General features: G+C 68.0%; 18 protein-coding genes. 11 read left to right on the top strand and 7 right to left on the bottom strand.

Annotation, left to right across the window (positions count from 1 at the left end):
* Positions 1-18 precede the first annotated feature (18 nt).
* From JLDANKMP_RS17905 to JLDANKMP_RS17880, 6 genes are all read left to right on the top strand, one after another.
* Positions 19-924 (top strand): LysR family transcriptional regulator, encoded by a 906-nt coding sequence (locus tag JLDANKMP_RS17905; protein WP_212561770.1) that lies wholly within the window; start codon positions 19-21, stop codon positions 922-924.
* A 71-nt stretch (positions 925-995) separates the two neighbouring features.
* A complete protein-coding gene (frmR, locus tag JLDANKMP_RS17900; protein ID WP_005411009.1) occupies positions 996-1,271 on the top strand; it encodes a formaldehyde-responsive transcriptional repressor FrmR in 276 nt (91 codons plus the stop codon).
* A 59-nt stretch (positions 1,272-1,330) separates the two neighbouring features.
* Positions 1,331-2,440, top strand: a complete 1,110-nt coding sequence (locus tag JLDANKMP_RS17895) for an S-(hydroxymethyl)glutathione dehydrogenase/class III alcohol dehydrogenase (protein WP_005411008.1) — start codon at positions 1,331-1,333, stop codon at positions 2,438-2,440.
* 8 nt (positions 2,441-2,448) lie between these two features.
* Positions 2,449-2,808: a YqcC family protein gene (locus JLDANKMP_RS17890; RefSeq protein WP_005411007.1), complete on the top strand. Its 360-nt coding sequence runs from the start codon at positions 2,449-2,451 to the stop codon at positions 2,806-2,808.
* Positions 2,809-2,871: 63 nt separating this feature from the next.
* The gene (gene fghA / locus JLDANKMP_RS17885; RefSeq protein WP_005411006.1) at positions 2,872-3,702 is read left to right on the top strand and encodes an S-formylglutathione hydrolase; all 831 of its coding nucleotides are present in this window, start codon (positions 2,872-2,874) and stop codon (positions 3,700-3,702) included.
* Between the two features lie 161 nt (positions 3,703-3,863).
* Positions 3,864-5,309, top strand: a complete 1,446-nt coding sequence (locus tag JLDANKMP_RS17880; RefSeq protein ID WP_212561769.1) for a GGDEF domain-containing protein — start codon at positions 3,864-3,866, stop codon at positions 5,307-5,309.
* A 39-nt stretch (positions 5,310-5,348) separates the two neighbouring features.
* Here JLDANKMP_RS17880 and JLDANKMP_RS17875 read toward each other — a convergent pair whose 3' ends face one another.
* Complete coding sequence (locus JLDANKMP_RS17875) at positions 5,349-5,819, bottom strand: hypothetical protein (RefSeq protein WP_005411004.1); 471 nt, start codon at positions 5,817-5,819, stop codon at positions 5,349-5,351.
* A 5-nt stretch (positions 5,820-5,824) separates the two neighbouring features.
* Positions 5,825-6,271, bottom strand: coding sequence for a universal stress protein (locus JLDANKMP_RS17870; RefSeq protein WP_032129880.1), 447 nt, complete (start codon positions 6,269-6,271; stop codon positions 5,825-5,827).
* A gap of 141 nt (positions 6,272-6,412) precedes the next feature.
* Here JLDANKMP_RS17870 and JLDANKMP_RS17865 point away from each other — a divergent pair, with 141 nt between their 5' ends.
* The 4 genes from JLDANKMP_RS17865 (at position 6,413) to JLDANKMP_RS17850 (ending at position 11,526) form a co-directional block, all read left to right on the top strand.
* Positions 6,413-7,330: a LysR family transcriptional regulator gene (locus JLDANKMP_RS17865; RefSeq protein WP_005411002.1), complete on the top strand. Its 918-nt coding sequence runs from the start codon at positions 6,413-6,415 to the stop codon at positions 7,328-7,330.
* 153 nt (positions 7,331-7,483) lie between these two features.
* On the top strand, positions 7,484-9,013 hold the full coding sequence (locus JLDANKMP_RS17860) for an MFS transporter (protein WP_012481237.1): 1,530 nt from the start codon (positions 7,484-7,486) through the stop codon (positions 9,011-9,013).
* A gap of 21 nt (positions 9,014-9,034) precedes the next feature.
* On the top strand, positions 9,035-10,117 hold the full coding sequence (locus tag JLDANKMP_RS17855; protein WP_012481236.1) for an HlyD family secretion protein: 1,083 nt from the start codon (positions 9,035-9,037) through the stop codon (positions 10,115-10,117).
* Positions 10,114-11,526, top strand: a complete 1,413-nt coding sequence (locus JLDANKMP_RS17850) for an efflux transporter outer membrane subunit (RefSeq protein ID WP_043034035.1) — start codon at positions 10,114-10,116, stop codon at positions 11,524-11,526. The genes JLDANKMP_RS17855 and JLDANKMP_RS17850 overlap by 4 nt, the downstream gene beginning before the upstream one ends.
* Before the next feature lie 112 nt (positions 11,527-11,638).
* On the opposite strand, the gene JLDANKMP_RS17845 is transcribed toward JLDANKMP_RS17850, so the two are convergent.
* The 5 genes from JLDANKMP_RS17845 to JLDANKMP_RS17825 all read right to left on the bottom strand — a co-directional run bounded on the left by JLDANKMP_RS17845 (position 11,639) and on the right by JLDANKMP_RS17825 (position 16,436).
* Positions 11,639-11,977 (bottom strand): hypothetical protein, encoded by a 339-nt coding sequence (locus tag JLDANKMP_RS17845; RefSeq protein WP_005414449.1) that lies wholly within the window; start codon positions 11,975-11,977, stop codon positions 11,639-11,641.
* A 77-nt stretch (positions 11,978-12,054) separates the two neighbouring features.
* On the bottom strand, positions 12,055-12,996 hold the full coding sequence (locus tag JLDANKMP_RS17840) for a DegV family protein (RefSeq protein WP_005410997.1): 942 nt from the start codon (positions 12,994-12,996) through the stop codon (positions 12,055-12,057).
* A 94-nt stretch (positions 12,997-13,090) separates the two neighbouring features.
* Entirely contained in the window at positions 13,091-13,723 is a 633-nt protein-coding gene (locus tag JLDANKMP_RS17835; protein WP_005414448.1) for a 2-hydroxychromene-2-carboxylate isomerase, read from the bottom strand.
* A gap of 20 nt (positions 13,724-13,743) precedes the next feature.
* Positions 13,744-15,027 (bottom strand): amidohydrolase family protein, encoded by a 1,284-nt coding sequence (locus tag JLDANKMP_RS17830; RefSeq protein ID WP_212561768.1) that lies wholly within the window; start codon positions 15,025-15,027, stop codon positions 13,744-13,746.
* Positions 15,027-16,436: an amidohydrolase gene (locus tag JLDANKMP_RS17825; protein WP_005410994.1), complete on the bottom strand. Its 1,410-nt coding sequence runs from the start codon at positions 16,434-16,436 to the stop codon at positions 15,027-15,029. The genes JLDANKMP_RS17830 and JLDANKMP_RS17825 overlap by 1 nt, the downstream gene beginning before the upstream one ends.
* A 152-nt stretch (positions 16,437-16,588) precedes the next feature.
* Here JLDANKMP_RS17825 and JLDANKMP_RS17820 point away from each other — a divergent pair, with 152 nt between their 5' ends.
* Positions 16,589-17,365, top strand: coding sequence for an AMP nucleosidase (locus JLDANKMP_RS17820; protein ID WP_005414446.1), 777 nt, complete (start codon positions 16,589-16,591; stop codon positions 17,363-17,365).
* The last annotated feature ends 31 nt before the right edge of the window (positions 17,366-17,396 follow it).

Raw genomic sequence — 17,396 nt, 5'->3', positions numbered from 1 at the left:
CCCAATGGAGCGCGAACGATGCTGCCGCTGGAATCGTTGAATGGCCTGGTCACGTTCGTCACCACGGCCCGCTCAGGCAGCTTCACCGAGGCCGCCGACGCGCTGGGCATCTCGCGCTCGGCGGTGGGCAAGGCCATCGCCCGGCTGGAAGCGCGGCTGGGGGTGCGCCTGTTCCACCGCACCGCGCGGCGCATCGCGCTGACCACCGATGGCGAGGCGTACTACGCATCGTGCGCGGCGGCGCTGGAAGAAATCTCCGCCGCCGAGGCCTGCCTGGGTTCGGCCGGCCTGCCCAGCGGGCGGCTGCGCATCGACATGCCATCCTCGTTCGGGCGCCTGGTGGTGCTGCCGGTGCTGTTGCGGCTGTGCCGGCAGTACCCGGACCTGCAGTTGACGATGACCTTCACCGATCATTTCGTCGATCCCGTCGAGGAAGGCATCGACCTGCTGATCCGCTTCGGCGGGCTGCACCAGGCCGAGCATCTGGTGGCGCGGCGGCTGGGGCGCCAGCGACTGGTCACCTGCGCATCGCCGGAGTACCTGCAGGCGCACGGCGTGCCGCGCACGGTGGAGGAACTGGCGCAGCACCGCAGCATTGTTGGCTTCCGCCACGGGCAACCGGTGTGGTGGCGGATCGGTAGCGAGGAGGACGAAGGGACATTCATCCCGAATGCGCCGTATCAACTCAATGACGGCGACGCGGTGATCGAGGCAGCCATCGCGGGGCTTGGTATCTGCCAGATGCCGGTTTCACTGGTACGGCGCCACCTGGATTCCGGCGCGTTGCGCTCGGTGCTGGATGCGCACATGCAACGGCACATCGATATCCACGCGCTGTGGCCACCGACGCGCCACCTGCGGCCCAAGGTGCGCTACGTGGTGGATGAACTGACCCGGTTGGCGGGTGAGGGATTGTTTGACTGAGCCGGCCAGGATTGAGTTCGTGACTTCGGCTTGTATACTGTCCCCCAGTATAGTTCCGAGGTGGCCTCGCCATGCCGCACTCCCCCGAAGAGAAGAAAAAGGTCCTGGCCCGCGTGCGCCGCATCCGCGGCCAGTGCGATGCGCTGGACCGCGCGCTGGAAGCCGGCGCTGACTGCGGGCCGGTGCTGCAGCAGATCGCCGCCATCCGTGGCGCGGTCAACGGCCTGATGTCCGAGGTGATGGAGGCTCATCTGCGCGAGGAGTTCGGGCAACCCGCAGCCTCCGATGAACAACGCGCCGAACGCGTGCGCGACATGAGCGCGTTGATCCGCTCGTACCTGAAGTAAACGACGGCGCAACATGGCGCCGCCCATCCTGTCATTGCCTGTCTCTGGAGAGTCCACCCATGAAATCCCGTGCCGCCGTCGCCTTTGGTCCCGGCCAGCCGCTGCAGATCGTCGAGATCGACGTCGCCCCGCCGAAGGCAGGCGAAGTGCTGGTCAAGATCACCCACACCGGTGTCTGCCACACCGATGCGTTCACCCTGTCCGGCGATGACCCGGAAGGCCTGTTCCCGGTGGTGCTGGGCCATGAAGGCGCCGGCATCGTGGTCGAGGTCGGCGAGGGCGTGACCAGTGTCAAGCCCGGCGACCACGTGATTCCGCTGTACACCGCCGAGTGCGGCGAGTGCCTGTTCTGCAAGAGCGGCAAGACCAACCTGTGCGTGGCCGTGCGCGCCACCCAGGGCAAGGGTGTGATGCCCGATGGCACCAGCCGCTTCAGCTACAACGGTGAGCCGCTGTACCACTACATGGGTTGCTCGACCTTCAGCGAGTACACCGTCGTTGCCGAAGTCTCGCTGGCCAAGATCAACCCGGACGCCAACCCGGAACACGTCTGCCTGCTCGGCTGTGGCGTCACCACCGGCATTGGCGCGGTGCACAACACCGCCAAGGTGCAGGAAGGCGACAGCGTGGCCGTGTTCGGCCTCGGTGGCATCGGCCTGGCGGTGATCCAGGGTGCACGCCAGGCCAAGGCCGGCCGCATCATCGCGGTGGACACCAACCCGTCCAAGTTCGAGCTGGCGCGCGAATTCGGTGCCACCGACTGCATCAATCCGAAGGATTTCGACAAGCCGATCCAGCAGGTCATCGTTGAAATGACCACCTGGGGCGTGGACCACAGCTTCGAGTGCATCGGCAACGTCAACGTGATGCGTGCGGCGCTGGAATGCGCGCACCGTGGCTGGGGCCAGAGCGTGGTGATCGGCGTGGCCGGTTCGGGCCAGGAGATCTCCACCCGTCCGTTCCAGCTGGTGACCGGGCGCAAGTGGATGGGCACCGCCTTCGGCGGCGTGAAGGGCCGCAGCCAGCTGCCGGGCATGGTCGAGGATGCGATGAAGGGCGATATCGAACTGGCCCCGTTCGTCACCCACACCATGGACCTGGACAAGATCAACGACGCCTTCGACCTGATGCATGAAGGCAAGTCGATCCGTTCGGTGGTCCACTACTGAGCCGCGTCATGGGCTGGTTCGATGCCCTGCGCCGGCCGCGTGCGGAAGACCCGCGCGCGGCCCTGGTGGTGCCGATCGAGCAGGCGTTGCGTGCGCTGGGCTGGGTCGACGGCGAGGTGGGACCACCGCGTGCGGTGACTTCGGCCTTCGGCAGCGACGATGGCATGCCGTTCGAGCAGTGGCTTGCGCAGGTATTCCTGCCGCGCCTGCACGAAGCCCGCGCCGACGGCCAGTGGCCACCACGCAGCGACGTGGCGGTGGCGGCGTATCGCAACCTGGACGGCCAGCCTGGCGTCGAATCATTGCTGCGCCTGCTGGCACAGCTGGATGAACGGATCAACCAAGGCATCCACGCCGGGCGTGGATAACCCGACCAAGGTCGGCATCTACCAGAAGCACGCGTGCGCTGACGCGCCGCGCAGGAGAGCACCATGGAACGCATTGAACACCGCGCATGTTTTGGCGGCTGGCAGGACGTCTACCGCCATCATTCGACCACGCTGGGCTGCGACATGCAGTTCGCCGTGTACCTGCCACCGCAGGCGGAAACACAGAAGCTGCCGGTGCTGTACTGGCTGAGCGGCCTGACCTGCACCGAGCAGAATTTCATCACCAAGGCCGGCGCGCAGCGTTATGCGGCCGAGCACGGTGTGATCATCGTCGCGCCCGACACCAGCCCGCGCGGTGATGACGTAGCCGATGCCGAGGGCTACGACCTGGGCAAGGGGGCAGGGTTCTACCTCAATGCCACCCGCGCACCGTGGGCGAAGCACTACCGCATGCATGACTACGTGGCGCAGGAGCTGCCGGCGCTGATCGAGGCGAACTTCGCGGTGACCGACGCGCGCGCGATCAGTGGCCATTCGATGGGCGGCCATGGCGCGCTGGTGATCGCGCTGCGCAACCCCGGGCGCTATCGCAGCGTGTCGGCGTTTTCGCCGATCGTCGCGCCCAGCCACGTGCCGTGGGGGCAGAAGGCCTTCCATGCCTATCTGGGCGACAACCCGGCCGACTGGGCGCAATGGGATGCCTGCGAGCTGATCGCTATGGCTGACGAGCGCCTGCCGCTGCTGGTCGACCAGGGCGAGGCGGACGAGTTCCTGCAGACCCAGCTGCAGCCGCAGCGCCTGCAGCAGGCCTGCGATGCCGCCGGCCATCCGCTGACCCTGCGGCTGCAGCCCGGCTACGACCACAGCTACTACTTCATCGCCAGCTTCATCGGCGAGCACATCGCCCACCACGCTCGCGCCCTGCAGGGCTGAGCGCCCTGGGAAAAAGGGGACGGAGGGGATTAAGTCGCATTTGCCGCTGTGCCGCAAACGACTTAATCCCCTCCGTCCCCTTTTTCAGCGATGGATCACACCCTTATGGCGCCGCCCCGCGCTATCGTGCGCGTAGACGGCCTTGCGGATCGGGGGGATGCATGCCGGTAGTGCTGGCGCTGCTGTATGTGCTGTGCCATGGCCTGGTGCTGGCCCTGTGGCCTGGCCCCGCCGGGGTAGGCTCCTTCGTTTTCCTGACCGGCGCACCGCTGCTGGCGGCGGCCGCCTGCCTGTGGCGGGCCCGCCGCGACCGCGCGGCACTGGGGTGGCGCGCCACGGCATTGGCACTGCTGCTGTGGGCCGGCGGCATGGCGTTCAACATGATCGACGCCTTGGGCGCCGGGCGTGCCGATTTCACCCCGCGCGCAAGCCTGTTGTTGTACGTGCTGTATGGCGTGCCCCTGGTGTTCATCCTGGCGCGGGCACGCCGCGAGCGCCTGAGCATCAGCCTGATCGACGCGGCGATGGCGGCGCTGCTGGGTGTGCTGTTCTTCGTGCACACCGCATCGTTCGCCGCCCGTGTCGAGGTCGACGCCCATGCGATGTCCAACATGCAGCGCATGTTCGACATCCAGAACCTGTGTATCGCCGCGTTCGCCGTGGTGCGATGGCTGGCCGGCGACGTGCCCGAACGGCGCAGGTTCTTCCGCGCACTGGCGCTGTACGCACTGGCCTATCTGCTGGTGGCCTACTACATCAACCACTACACCTCCGATGATGCATTCGGTGCGTTCAACGATCTGCTGATCGACGTACCTTTTCTGCTGATCGCCTGCCTGGCGCTGGACACGAGGCCGGACACAGGCACCACGGCACACCCGCGGCTAGCGAGGACGGTGCAGGCCGCCGGCCCGATCATCCTGCCATTGCTGCTGCTGGTGGTCGGCACGCTGGTGGTCGATCATGCGCGGCCGTTGGCCGTTGCCGGCTTCGTCGTAGCCACCCTTGGCTTCGGCCTGCGCAGCGTCCTGCTGCAGACCGATCTTCTGGAACGCCAGGCAGCACTGGATCAACTGGCGCGGCAGGATGGCCTGACCGGCGTGGCCAACCGCCGCGAGTTCGACGCACGGCTGACGTCCGAGTGGAATCGCGCACGGCGCAGCGGCACCGAGCTGGGCCTGCTGCTGGTGGATATCGACCACTTCAAGGCCTTCAACGACCAGCACGGCCATCCGGCCGGTGATCGTTGCCTGCAGGCGGTGGCCGGGGTGCTGAAGGCCATAGCCGGTCGCGGTGGTGACAGCGTTGCGCGTTATGGCGGTGAAGAGTTCGCCGTCATCGTGCCCGGAAGCCCGTTGTCGGGCGTGCTGGCGCTGGCCGAGCGGCTGCGCGAAGCGGTCGAAGCGCTGCCATTGCCGGAAGGCCCGGTCAGCATCAGCGTCGGCGTGGGTTACCTGCATCCGCCGGCTCTGGCCAGTGCCGATCAGTTGCTGGCAGACGCCGATGCCGGCCTGTATGCCGCCAAGCGGGCTGGCCGCAACCAGGTGATCCTGCATGCGCACGTGCTGGATGACGAGGGCAGCACGCACGGAACGATGGACTGCTGAGCAGCTCTCTGCATGCGATCACACGGGGGGCGCGACGGCTTATCGCTGCCGCAACCAGCCGGTCGGATCGAGCAGCCTCAGCCCGACCGGTGACAACGAGCGCTGCCGCAACGGCAGGTTTGCCGCCTGCACGGCCATCGCACAGCGTGCCAGTTGCCGGCGCAAGGGTGCCAGCGTGTCGTCTTCGCGGGGCCGCGCATGCCGCCATTGTGCGATGCGCAGCAGGCAGACCAGCAGGTCCAGTTCGCTGGCGGCAATGAAGGGAGAGCCGGCTGGCAGCAGATCGATCGGAGCGGCGGGGGTGGCCAGCAGCGGCAGCAGGCCGATGAAGGCGTCGCATCCCTCCTGGCCAAGCCCGAGTCCGCTCAGCTGGGCAAGGCCATCGGCCTGCAGATCGGGGTCGCGCAGCTGCCGTATCGCGCCCAGCAGCGCCTGTTCGCCGCGGCCGAACTGTCGACCGAAGGCGCGGTAGTTGACCCGGGTGGGAAACAACGGGGAACGGGAGGCCATGGTGGCTAGGGCTGTGGGTCGCGGGTTTCCACCAGCACCGGACAGGGCGCGTGGTCGATGGTCCATTGCCCGATCGAGGGTTCGAACAGGCGTTCCAGCCGGGACAGGTGGCGGTGGCCGATGACGATCAGGTCGCACTTCAGGCGCCGGGCCTGCTCGCTGATCACTTCGCCCGGGTCGCCGGAGGGAATCTGCGCGATGGCGTCGACGCCGCGTTCGCGCAGCTCGGCCAGGGCTTCGGCCAGCACCGCTTCGGCCCGCGAGCGTTGGCGGGCGGCTTCCGGGTACTCGATGCGGTCGGCTTCGCTGGCATCGGCCGCCAGCGCGAATTCGGGGTCGAGCACGCACAGCAGGTGCAGGCGGCTGTGGGGGCCGGCGATGGCGGCGGCCAGGTCCAGCACGCGCGCGTGCTGGGGGCCACCATCCAGGGCGACCAGCAGGGTATTGAACATGGATGTCTCCTTGGCAGGCCGGGGATGGTCGCCGATGTCACCGCGCGCACCCATGCCGTGCGCGTCAGTCAATGAATGCGTCGAACGCAATCCACCGTGGTTGCAAGTGCCGTAAAGTCATCTGATTTACTGGAGACTGTCATGCCCCTGCCGGACCTGAACCTGTTGCTGGCACTGGACGTGCTGATTGACGAATGCAGCGTGGCCGCCGCCGCGCGCCGGATGAACCTGAGCGCGCCGGCGATGAGCCGTACCCTGGGCCGGATCCGCACCGCGCTGGGCGACCCGGTGCTGGTGCGTGCCGGCCGCGGTCTGGCGCCCACGCCCCGCGCCCTGCAGCTGCGCGAGCAGGTCCGCGATGTGATCGAGCAGGCCCACCGCGTCTTCAACGCCGGTCGTGAAGTGGACATGCGCGTGCTCGAGCGGACCTTCAGCGTGCGTGCCAATGATGTGTTCGTCGGGGGGTTCGGCGGACGCCTGCGCGAGCTGTTCCGCCAGCAGGCGCCGCGCGCGGTGCTGCGCTTCGTGCCCGAGGGCGATACCGATGACGATGCGATGGCGCAGGGCCGGATCGACCTGTACATCAGCACGGCCGGCAAGCATGCGCCCGATACCAAGGTGCAGAACCTGTTCAGTACCTCGTTCATGGGCGCCGCGCGCGAAGATCATCCGTTGTTCGATGAGGAGATCAGCGCCGAGCGTTTTGCCGCCTGCGACCACATCGCGGTGTCGCGCCGCGGCTTGCCGCGTGGTCCGATCGACGATGATCTGGCTGCGCTGGGCCTGCAGCGGCGGGTGGCGCTGATCAGCCCGACCTTCCACGGCGCGATCTTCGCGGCGGCCGAATCGGACCTGATCCTGCCGCAGATGCCGAGCGTGATGCTGGAGCGGATCGTCAGCATGCGCCTGCCGCTGCGCCTGTTCCCGCTGCCGATCCCGGTGCGGACCGCCGCCATCGTGCAGGCCTGGCATCCACGCCTGGACAACGACGCCGCCCACCAGTGGCTGCGGCGGTCGATCAAGACCATGTGCGAAAGCGCAGGCGAGGCCCCGCGCTGACATCTGCATGCGTGCGCCTGGCGCACGCCTGGGATGCCGGTTGCGCCATTTTTCGCAGGGTACCGGCTCCCTAGACTGCGCTCCCCGGAGTTTCACTGAGCGCATTCCAATGACCCCCAATATGCCGTGCACTGCACGGATAGGTGCCCGGCGATGAGTACGCCGGCCGCCGCTGTCCCGGCCGCCGCAGCGCCCCGTCCTGCCGCCGCCCCCGGGCTCGATCGCCGCATTCTGGTCGGCCTGTGTGGCGTGCTGCTGGCGGTGCTGGTGTCGGGCTTCAACGAGAACATCACCAAGGTCGCCCTGGCCGACATCCGTGGCGCGATGGGTTTCAGCGTTGACGACGGCAGCTGGATCGTCGCCCTCTACAGCGCGATGTCGGTCAGCGCGATGGCCTTCGCACCGTGGTGTGCCGCCACCTTCTCGCTGCGCCGCTTCGCATTGGCGATGATCGGTGGCTTCATGGTGCTGGGCGTGCTGTGCCCGCTTGCCCCTAACCTGCAGGTGTTCCTGCTGCTGCGCGCGCTGCAGGGCCTGTGCGGTGGCGCGCTGCCGCCGCTGCTGATGAGCGTGGCGCTGCGCTTCCTGCCCCCGGGCATCAAGCTGTACGGCCTGGCCGGCTACGCGCTGACCGCTACCTTCGGCCCGAGCATGGGCACGCCGCTGGCCGCGTTCTGGGTCGAGCAGGTGGGCTGGCACTGGGCGTTCTGGCAGATCGTGCCGTACTGCCTGGCCGCCATGGCGATGGTCGGTTGGGGCCTGCCTCAGGACCCGCTGCGGCTGGAACGCTTCGCCCAGTTCGATGGCGTCGGCCTGCTGCTGGGCCTGCCGGCGCTGGTGCTGCTGGTGCTGGGCCTGGTGCAGGGCCCGCGGCTGAACTGGTTCGACTCGCCGATGATCACGCTGATGATCGGTGGCGGTGCCGGCCTGATGGTGCTGTTCATGATCAATGAATGGTTCCATCCGCTGCCGTTCTTCAAGCTGCAGCTGCTGGCCAACCGCAATCTCAGCTACTCGCTGGTGACGCTGGGCGGCGTGCTGTTCGTGCTGCTGGCAGTGATCTCGATCCCGTCCGGGTTCCTGGCCAGCGTGCAGGGCTACCGGCCGCTGCAGACCGCACCGATGCTGCTGTGGGTGGCGCTGCCGCAGGTGATCGCGCTGCCGCTGGTGGCGGCGCTGCTGAACATCCGCGCGGTGGACTGCCGCTGGGTGCAGGCCACGGGCCTGGCGATGCTGGCGCTGGCCTGCTGGCTGGGCTCGCACCTGGACGTGGCCTGGATCCGCGACAACTTCCTGTGGGTGCAGCTGCTGCAGGTGTTCGCGCAACCGATGGCGGTGCTGCCGCTGCTGATGCTGGCCACCGGCGGCCTGGCGCCGCAGGACGGCCCGTTCGCCTCGGCCTGGTTCAACACGGTCAAGGGCTTCGCTGCCGTGCTCGCCGGTGGCGTGCTGGATGCCGTCGCCCAGGGCCGCCGTCATTTCCATTCCACCGTGCTGGTCGACCGCCTTGGCGAGCAACCGTGGCTGGCCGATGGCCCGCAGCTGGGCGCGCGCCTGCATGCACAGGTGCAGGCGCTGACTTCGGCCGACCTGTACTGGGTGGTCGCACTGGTGGCGCTGGCCTTCATTCCCCTCATTGCCTGGATGCCCACCCGCATCCATCCGCCACGTGCCGTGGCCTGAACCTTTCGCAGGAACCCCCTCATGACGATCAATCGAACCACCCTCAACACCGGCCTGGGCCTGGGCGTGCTGGCCCTGGCCGTCGGCGCGTGGCTGCTGCTGCGCGATGGCGGCCACCAGACCACCAACAATGCGTACGTGGTGGCCGACTACACCCTGGTAGCGCCGAAGATTCCCGGCTTCGTCAGTGCCGTGGAAGTCGAGGACAACCAGTCGGTGAAGGCCGGTGATGTGCTGGCCCGCATCGACGACCGCGACTACCAGGTCGCCCTGCAGGCGGCCCGTGCCGACCTCGCCAATGCCCGTGCACAGCTGGCCAATGCGCAGGCCGCACTGGCCCAGCAGGACTCGTTGATCGCGCAGGCCAGGGCCAGTGTCGATGTCAGCCGTTCCGAACTGACCCTGGCCAGTGCCGACCAGCAGCGTTACCGCGAACTGGCCCGTGACGGCGCCGGTACCGTGCAGAACGCGCAGCAGGCGCAGTCGAAGCAGGCCGTGGCCAGTGCGCATCTGCAGCAGGGCCAGGCCGCGCTGTCGACCGCACGCCAGCGCACCGACATCCTCAGCGCGGGCGTGCAGGCTGCACAGGCGGCGGTGCAGCGTGCGGAAGCGGCGCAGGCACGCGCCGAACTGGATCTGTCGCACACCGTGCTGCGCGCACCGATCGATGGCATGGTCGGTCGCCGCGCGGTGCGCGTGGGTGCCTACCTGACGCCGGGTACGCCGGTGGCCGCGGTGGTGCCGCTGAAGCGCGCCTTCGTGGTCGCCAACTTCCAGGAAACGCAGATGACCCGCATGCAGGCCGGCCAGCAGGTCGAACTGAAGGTGGACGTATTCCCGGGCAAGCCGCTGCGCGGGCACATCGACAGCATTGCACCAGCCACCGGCGTCACCTTTGCTGCCGTCGCACCAGAGAACGCCACCGGCAACTTCACCAAGGTGGTGCAGCGCATTCCGGTGAAGATCGTGCTGGAGCCGGGCCAGCCGCTGCTGGACCAGCTGCGTGCCGGCATGTCGGTGGAAGCCAGCGTTGACCTGGGCAGCCGCGCGCGCGCGCAGAGCGTGCAGCACAGTCCGGGCCACAAGAGCGGGGAGGGCGCATGAGCGCAGTCACCGTGTTCCGCACCTTCGTTGCGGCCAGCCTGTGCACGGCCCTGGCTGCCTGCACGATGGGGCCGGACTTCGTACGCCCGCAGGCGGAACTGCCCAGCCACTGGCAGGGTGAGGCCGTCGCCGGCAACGCCATCGACCAGGACGCGGCCTGGTGGGCCGGTTTCGACGATCCGCTGCTGGGGCAGCTGGCCAACCAGGTGCTGGCGGCCAACCTGGACCTGCAGCTGGCGGCCAACCGCGTGCAGCAGAGCCGTGCTGCACGCGGCATCACCGCCGCCGATCGCCTGCCCAGCGTCAGCGCGAGCGCCAGTGGCGTGCGTGCACGCAACAGCGAGGTGGGCCTGAATGATCCGTCCGGCAACGGCGGCCGTGATGACTACGGGCTGTTCCAGGCCGGTATCGGCCTGAGCTGGGAACTGGACCTGTGGGGCCGCGTGCGGCGGCAGGTGGAAGCGGCCGACGCGCGCGTGCAGATGGCCGAGGAGGATGCACATGCAGTGCGCATCGCGCTGCTGGCGGAAACCGCGCGTGATTACCTGCAGCTGCGCGCGACGCGGCAGCTGCTGGCGATCACCGAGGACAACCTCAGCATCGCCCACGACATCAAGCGCCTGACCGAAGCACGCCAACGCCAGGGTGTGGCCAGCACGCTGCAGGTGTCCAGCGCGGCCGCGCAGGTGGCATCGCTGCAGGCACGCATCGCGCCGTTGCGGCATCGCGAATCGCAGCTGCGCAATGCGCTGGCGTTCCTGCTGGCGCAGCCGCCGCAGGCGCTGGACGCGCAGCTGCAGGATGCACGCCGTGACTGGCCGGCGTTGCCGGCCGTAGCGGTGGGGCTGCCCAGTGAACTGGCCGAGCGTCGCCCGGACATCCGTCGTGCCGAAGCGGCACTGCATGCGGCAACGGCAGGCATCGGCGTGGCCAAGGCCAGTTTCCTGCCGCGCATCACCTTGAATGGCGACGCCGGCTTCCAGGCCAAGCAGCTGGATGATCTGGATGGCTGGAACGCGCACCGTTTCAGCATCGGTCCGTCGATCAGCCTACCGATCTTCCAGGGCGGACGGCTGAAGGCCAATCTCGCGCTGAGCAGGCTGCAGCAGCAACAGTCGGCCCTGCAGTTCCGCCGTACCGTGCTGCAGGCATGGCACGAAGTGGATGACGCCATGGATGGCTACAGTGCCGAGCAGCAGCGCACGGTGCAGCTGCACGTGGCGGTGGATGAGAGCGAGACGGCACTGGGGGCGGCGCGCCGGCAGTACCAGGCCGGCGTGGTCGACATGCTGGACGTGCTGACCACCCAGCGCATCGCACTGGACAACCAGGCCGCGCTGGCCAACAGCCAGGCCACCGCCGCGATCGCGCGTGTAGAGCTGTACCGCGCGCTGGGTGGTGGCTGGTAGTGCCGGCCGCTGGCCGGCATTTTCACGGGGGGTGTGGATGCCGGCCAGCGGCCGGCACTACCTCGCGTCCCGGTAGTTGCCAACCAAGGTTGGCACCTACCAGAGCAGGGCCTCAACGCACGTCGCGCAGTTCCCAGTGGCTGCCGGCCAGCAGGCGCAGGCGCTGCTTGAACACGTCACTGTCGATGCGGGTGGTGGCGACCAGGTTGATGCGCAGGTCCTTCTGCTCGCCGGTCACGGTGGCGTCCGGATCGGTCACGCCCCACTGCGGTTCCACCGCGTCCGGGTCGGGCTGCTTGGCCTTCCAGCGCTCGAACAGCGTGCCGCTGCGCAGGGCATCCTGCAGCTCTTCGGCGAAACCGGCGGCGCCCTGCGAGTGGAAGGACAGGTCAGGGTCATTGCCACGGGCCTTGGACGGGTCGGGCAGGCTGATGTGGTACTGCGCAGGCATGGAGTTCTCCTTGAAGTGCGGCAAGACTGGCACAACCGCAGTGGAATCGATGTGCAGATTCCGGCCGTGGCCAGCCCTCATTCGAACCGATGCGGCCCATCGGCGAAGCCTACGGTGACCGCGCCCTTGCCGACGTTGACCATGCCGGTCAGGCTCATCACCGATTCGTACACGGTCACGCCATGGGTGGCGCAGACCTCTTTCAGCTGTGCGTAGCCGGGCAGGGCACGCAGCTCGTCCAGTTCTCCGCCGTAGCTGACGCACACCGTCGGCGTCATCAGTCCGGCACGTACGCGCTGGCCGACCACCGCGAACAGCTTCTGCACGGCATTGTCGAAGCCCTTGATCTTGGCTACCGGCCCGGTTTCGCCGCGGTAGCCGTGCAGCACCGGCTTGATGTCCAGCGCGCTGCCCAGCGCCGCACTGAGCAGGCCGACACTGCGGTCGCCCTTGTGCCGTGCGCGCGCACGCATGTAGTACAGGTCACGGGTGACCATGTAGCCGTGCACGTTGCCGGCCAGTTCCTCCAGCCGCTCGCGGATCTGCTGCACGCTGGCGTTGCTCTCGCGCAGGCGCACGGCTTCCACCGCCGTAACCGCCTGCGCGGCGAACAGGTTCTGGGTATCGAGCACGCGCAGCGCGAACGGTGAGTTGTAGCCTGCCGCCTGGCGCACCGGCTTGTAGTCGTTGAGGATGGCGAAGCTGGCCTGCAGCGCGTTGTCATGGATCGGGCTGCGGGTCTTGGTGATGGTCATGCAGAACACGTGGTCGTAATCGATCACCAGCTGCTGCAGGAACAGGTCGCGGATCTGGTTGACGCTGAAGGGAATGGTTTCCGCCTCGGCGCCGTGTTCGGCCACGTGCGCGTGCAGGAAGCTCAGCGTGGCCTGCTCATCGCGGTGATCGGCCAGCACGGCTTCGCCGATGCGGACGGTGATCGGCAGCAGCACGATGTTGTGCTCGGCAATGAAGTCCTGCGGCAGGTCGCAGGCCGAGTCGACGACGATTCCGATGCGCATCCGCGGCTCCCCCTCCAGGGCGGTTGTAGGTTCGGAAACGTGAAATCTATCTCAAAACCAGAGCCCGCGCCCGAGGGAAAGGCGCCACCCCTGTTCAGCGATCGCGCTGTACCGCCACCGGCAGGCTGTCCAGGCGTTGCCATTCGGGCTGCTGCAGCAGGGCGGGATCGGCCAGCACGGCCGCCATCAGCGGATGGGCGTCGTTGCCCCAGAACAGTTCCTGGTCGATGGCCAGGGTCGGGACCCCGAACACCCCGGCGCCGATTGCGGCCTCGGTGTTGCGCCGCAGCTGTTCCTTGACCGCCGGGGCGGCGATGGCGCTGGCGACATCCTCGATGCCCAGCTGCGCACCCGGTTCGCGCAGGGCCTCGGCGCTGTCACCGGCATGGCCGTCGCGCCAGATCCAGTCGAACAGCACGTCCACCGCCTGTGCGCTGGCTCCGGCGGCCAGGCACAGGCGCAGCGCCGACAACGGATTGAACGGATGGCCGGGCGGGAAGCGCATCGGCGTGCCCTCGGCCTGCGCGGTCCATTGCAGCTGGCGGTACATGAAACGGCGCTTGGCCGGAATCTCGGCCGGCCCGAGATTGCCCAGGTGATGCAGCACCGCGCCGAAGGCGATCGGCACGGTCTGGATCTGCGCGAACTGCGGCAACTGTTTCAGCTTCTGCCAGTGCAGGTAGGAGTAGGGCGAGACGAAGTCGAAGTACCAGCGCAGGGTGGCCATGGTGGTGTCCTTCAATGCGGTCAGGGCTGCGCATTGCGCTGCAGGTAGCGATCACGCAGGTCGGTCTGGCGCGAGCGCATCGGCATCGCACGCCCGCCCAGCCAGACCTGTTCGGCATAGTGCGCCACGTCCAGCGGGTCGCCTTCCCACAGCACCAGGTCGGCGCGCTTGCCGGGCTCGATGCTGCCGATCTGGTCGGCCACGCCGAACGCCTGTGCGGGTACCCGGGTCAGCCCGGCCAGACCGTCAGCCCAGGGCAGGCCGTTGGCCACTGCATTGCCAGCCAGCTGGCGCATCTTGCGCGCATTGTGGGTGGCGTCGCCGCGCTGCACGAACGACACCGGCACGCCTGCACGCTGCAGGCGTGCGGCGGTTTCCAGAGTGGCACCGATCTGGTCGAAGCTGGCTGGCAGGTTGGCCAGCACGTCGACGAATACCGGCACGTGCGCAGCGGCCAGCTCCGGCGCGACCTGCCAGGCTTCGCTGGCACCGGCAATGGCGATCTTCACCTTCTCGCGTGTGGCCCAGCGCAGCAGCTGGCGGATGTCCGAGGCACGATCCACCTCCACCACGATGCGGCCCTGGCCGGCCAGGTAGCGACTGAGTGTGCGGCGCCCGGCCGGGGTCAGCAGCGCGTGCGGCGAGTCTGCAGCCACCTGGCCGCGTGCTTCGTCGACCATCTGTTGCAGCAGCATCCATTGCGCGGCGCGCGAATGGCCGGTCAGTTCGGAGGCGGCCGCGCCGATGCGCAGGAACAGGGCACGCGGGCCGATCGGGTCGGCGCTGCCGTCCAGCCGCATCACGCCGCCCTGGCCGGCCACGAAACCACCACCGGTGGCGGCCCCCAATGCAGTGAAGCCGATGCCTTCCAGGCGCGTGACCGGAATCAGCACCGAGGCCGGGTTGTAGGCGAGGGTGACGTCGAATTCCGGGCGCAGCGGCTGCTCACCGAGCTTCAACGAACTGTCCACCGTGCTCGATTCACCCGAGACCTCTTCGATGCCGGTTTCGGTGATGCCACCGAACAGGGCCGGGGTCAGCGGCCTGCCATTGGCTTCGACCACGGTCGCCCCGGCCGGCGCGGACAGGTCAGGGCCGACCGCGCGGATGATGCCACCCTGGACCAGCACGTCGGCGTTGTGCAGGCTGCCGCGTGCGCTGGCCGTGTGCACCGTTGCGTTGCGCACCAGCAGGTCCTGTGCCTGTGCGGATGCGGAGATGCAGGCCAGCACCATGACAGTAGCGCCGAACCATGCTCGGCTGCCCTTCGCGGCAGACTGCGTCAACTGCTTGAGCACCACCATCAGCGCACCTCCTGGCCAAGCTGGAAATCAGAACGCGGCGTCGCTGCCGGTGCACTGCGGTCGTACAACCTGCGGCCATCAATGAAGACCTGCTCGGCCAGCGCGTAGGAACTGAAAGGGTTGCCGTTCCAGACCACCACGTCGGCCATCTTGCCGGCCTCCAGGGTGCCGGTCTGGCCTTCAATGCCCAGCGCCTTGGCGGCGTTGGCGGTCATCCAGGTGATGGCGTGTTCGGGCGTGATCTCCGGCATGCGCGCGCGGCGCGCGGACGCCATCACCTTGGCTGCTTCCTGGTTCAGGCGCTGGATGCCCTCGGGTGAATCGGAGTGGACGATGGCGCAGCTGTTCTTCGGCCGGTCGACCAGCGCGATGTTCTCCGGAATGCCGTCGAAGGCTTCCATCTTGAAGCCCCACCAGTCGGCCCACAGCGCACCGCAGACGCCGTCGGCGGCCAGCCTGTCGGCCAGCTTGTAGGCCTCCACGCCGTGGTGGAAGGCGGCTACCTTGAAGCCGAATTCCTTGGCCAGATCGAGCATGGTGGCCATCTCGTCGGCGCGGTAGCAGTGGATGTGCACGCGGATGTCGCCTTCGATCGCGCCGGCCAGCGTGTCCAGCTTGAGATCGCGCTTGCCGCCGGCATCACCGGCGCTGTCGCCCTTGTCGCTGCCGAACCAGCTCTTGCGCTTGGCCGGCTTGGGTTTGTTCTTGGCGATGTAGTCGGCGGCATCGATGAAGGCGGCACGATAGCCGGCCACGTTGCCCATGCGCGTGGCCGGGGTCACGCCCTTGCCCTCGCCATAGACCCGCTTGGGGTTCTCGCCGCAGGCCATTTTCAGGCCCCACGGCGCACCGGGGAACTTCATCGCCTGGTAGGTGATGGCCGGGACGTTCTTCAGCGTCACGCCGCGGCCACCGACAAGGTTGGCCGAGCCCGGCAGCACCTGCATGCTGGTCACGCCGCCGGCCAGCGCGGTGGCGAAGCCCGGGTCCTGCGGCCACACCGAGTGTTCGGCCCAGACGTTGGCGGTGACCGGTGCGGTCATCTCGTTGCCGTCGCTGTGCGCACCGACACCCGGGCTGGGATACACGCCCAGGTGCGAATGCACGTCGATCAGGCCCGGAGTGACCCACTTGCCCTGTGCATCAATGCGGGTGACGCCCGCATCGGCCTGCAGCTGGCGGCCGACGGCAACGATGCGGCCGTCGCGCAGCAGCACATCGGCGTTGTCCAGGCGCTGGCCGGTACCGGTCAGCACGGTGGCGTTCTGGATCAGTACCGGCGCATCGGGATGGGCCTGGTAGGTGCTGGGGTAGGGATCGGCGACGAAGCGCGAGGCGCCCACCGCCGGAGCCGTGCTCAATGAAAGCAGCGCCAGGGCCACCCCGGCGCGCAACAACGTCGATGCCATGCAGTTCCCCTTGCAACCTGGTCCAACCGCCGACGCTAGCCCGGTGGTGGCGGGCTTGCCAAGTGACCTTCTTCACAGGACGGTCGACGGCGGCTCGACTGCACCGGCCGGGTGGCCGAAAATACCCGGTCCCCCGCCGTACCGGACCGCCCATGAAAAGCAAGCAGGAAATCGTCGACAACTGGCTGCCCCGGTATACCGGCGTGCCTCTGGACCAGTTCGGCCAGCACATCCTGCTGACCAACTTCGGCGGCTACCTGCATACCTTTTCCGAGCTGACCGGTGCGCCGGTCATCGGCCTGGACCGGCCGATGGCAAGCGCCACGATCGACGGCATCACCATGATCAACTTCGGCATGGGCAGCCCCAATGCCGCGATCATCATGGACCTGCTGTCGGCGGTGATGCCCAAGGCGGTGCTGTTCCTGGGCAAGTGCGGTGGCCTCAAGCGCAAGAACCAGCTGGGCGACCTGGTGCTGCCGATCGCTGCGATCCGTGGCGAGGGTACCTCGGGAGACTACCTGCCGCCGGAAGTGCCGGCGTTGCCGGCGTTCGCGCTGCAGCGTGCGGTCTCGACCATGATCCGCGACCTCGGCCACGACTACTGGACCGGTACCGTCTACACCACCAACCGCCGGGTCTGGGAGCACGACGAGGCCTTCAAGGAGCGGCTGCGGGCGATGCGCTGCATGGCCATCGACATGGAAACCGCCACCGTGTTCGCCGCCGGCTTCGCCAACCACATCCCCAGCGGTGCGCTGCTGCTGGTGTCGGACCAGCCGATGATCCCCGATGGGGTCAAGACCGAAGCCTCCGATGCAAAGGTCAGCTCCCAGTTCGTGGAAAACCATATCCAGATCGGTATCGAGGCGCTTAAGCTTATCCGGCGCAACGGCAAGTCGGTCCGCCACCTGCGCTTCGACGAATGATGATGATGGCCTGGCGCGGCGCGCCGGCCCT

The sequence above is a fragment of the Stenotrophomonas sp. PE591 genome (genome assembly GCF_018320795.1).
GTDB classification, from domain to species: domain Bacteria; phylum Pseudomonadota; class Gammaproteobacteria; order Xanthomonadales; family Xanthomonadaceae; genus Stenotrophomonas; species Stenotrophomonas maltophilia.
The sequence above is the reverse complement of the archived record's forward strand: the minus strand, read 5'-3'. Positions and strand labels throughout refer to the sequence as shown.

Excerpts from the sequence above, each read along its gene's own strand:
- JLDANKMP_RS17855 (WP_012481236.1), top strand. The coding sequence starts at position 9,035 with ATGACGATCAATCGAACCACCCTCAACACCGGCCTGGGCCTGGGCGTG.
- JLDANKMP_RS17850 (WP_043034035.1), top strand. The coding sequence starts at position 10,114 with ATGAGCGCAGTCACCGTGTTCCGCACCTTCGTTGCGGCCAGCCTGTGC.
- JLDANKMP_RS17830 (WP_212561768.1), bottom strand. The coding sequence starts at position 15,027 with ATGGTGGTGCTCAAGCAGTTGACGCAGTCTGCCGCGAAGGGCAGCCGA.
- JLDANKMP_RS17860 (WP_012481237.1), top strand. The coding sequence starts at position 7,484 with ATGAGTACGCCGGCCGCCGCTGTCCCGGCCGCCGCAGCGCCCCGTCCT.
- JLDANKMP_RS17845 (WP_005414449.1), bottom strand. The coding sequence starts at position 11,977 with ATGCCTGCGCAGTACCACATCAGCCTGCCCGACCCGTCCAAGGCCCGT.
- JLDANKMP_RS17835 (WP_005414448.1), bottom strand. The coding sequence starts at position 13,723 with ATGGCCACCCTGCGCTGGTACTTCGACTTCGTCTCGCCCTACTCCTAC.
- fghA (WP_005411006.1), top strand. The coding sequence starts at position 2,872 with ATGGAACGCATTGAACACCGCGCATGTTTTGGCGGCTGGCAGGACGTC.
- JLDANKMP_RS17880 (WP_212561769.1), top strand. The coding sequence starts at position 3,864 with ATGCCGGTAGTGCTGGCGCTGCTGTATGTGCTGTGCCATGGCCTGGTG.
- JLDANKMP_RS17875 (WP_005411004.1), bottom strand. The coding sequence starts at position 5,819 with ATGGCCTCCCGTTCCCCGTTGTTTCCCACCCGGGTCAACTACCGCGCC.
- JLDANKMP_RS17840 (WP_005410997.1), bottom strand. The coding sequence starts at position 12,996 with ATGCGCATCGGAATCGTCGTCGACTCGGCCTGCGACCTGCCGCAGGAC.
- JLDANKMP_RS17865 (WP_005411002.1), top strand. The coding sequence starts at position 6,413 with ATGCCCCTGCCGGACCTGAACCTGTTGCTGGCACTGGACGTGCTGATT.
- JLDANKMP_RS17890 (WP_005411007.1), top strand. The coding sequence starts at position 2,449 with ATGGGCTGGTTCGATGCCCTGCGCCGGCCGCGTGCGGAAGACCCGCGC.
- JLDANKMP_RS17820 (WP_005414446.1), top strand. The coding sequence starts at position 16,589 with ATGAAAAGCAAGCAGGAAATCGTCGACAACTGGCTGCCCCGGTATACC.
- JLDANKMP_RS17905 (WP_212561770.1), top strand. The coding sequence starts at position 19 with ATGCTGCCGCTGGAATCGTTGAATGGCCTGGTCACGTTCGTCACCACG.
- frmR (WP_005411009.1), top strand. The coding sequence starts at position 996 with ATGCCGCACTCCCCCGAAGAGAAGAAAAAGGTCCTGGCCCGCGTGCGC.
- JLDANKMP_RS17825 (WP_005410994.1), bottom strand. The coding sequence starts at position 16,436 with ATGGCATCGACGTTGTTGCGCGCCGGGGTGGCCCTGGCGCTGCTTTCA.
- JLDANKMP_RS17870 (WP_032129880.1), bottom strand. The coding sequence starts at position 6,271 with ATGTTCAATACCCTGCTGGTCGCCCTGGATGGTGGCCCCCAGCACGCG.
- JLDANKMP_RS17895 (WP_005411008.1), top strand. The coding sequence starts at position 1,331 with ATGAAATCCCGTGCCGCCGTCGCCTTTGGTCCCGGCCAGCCGCTGCAG.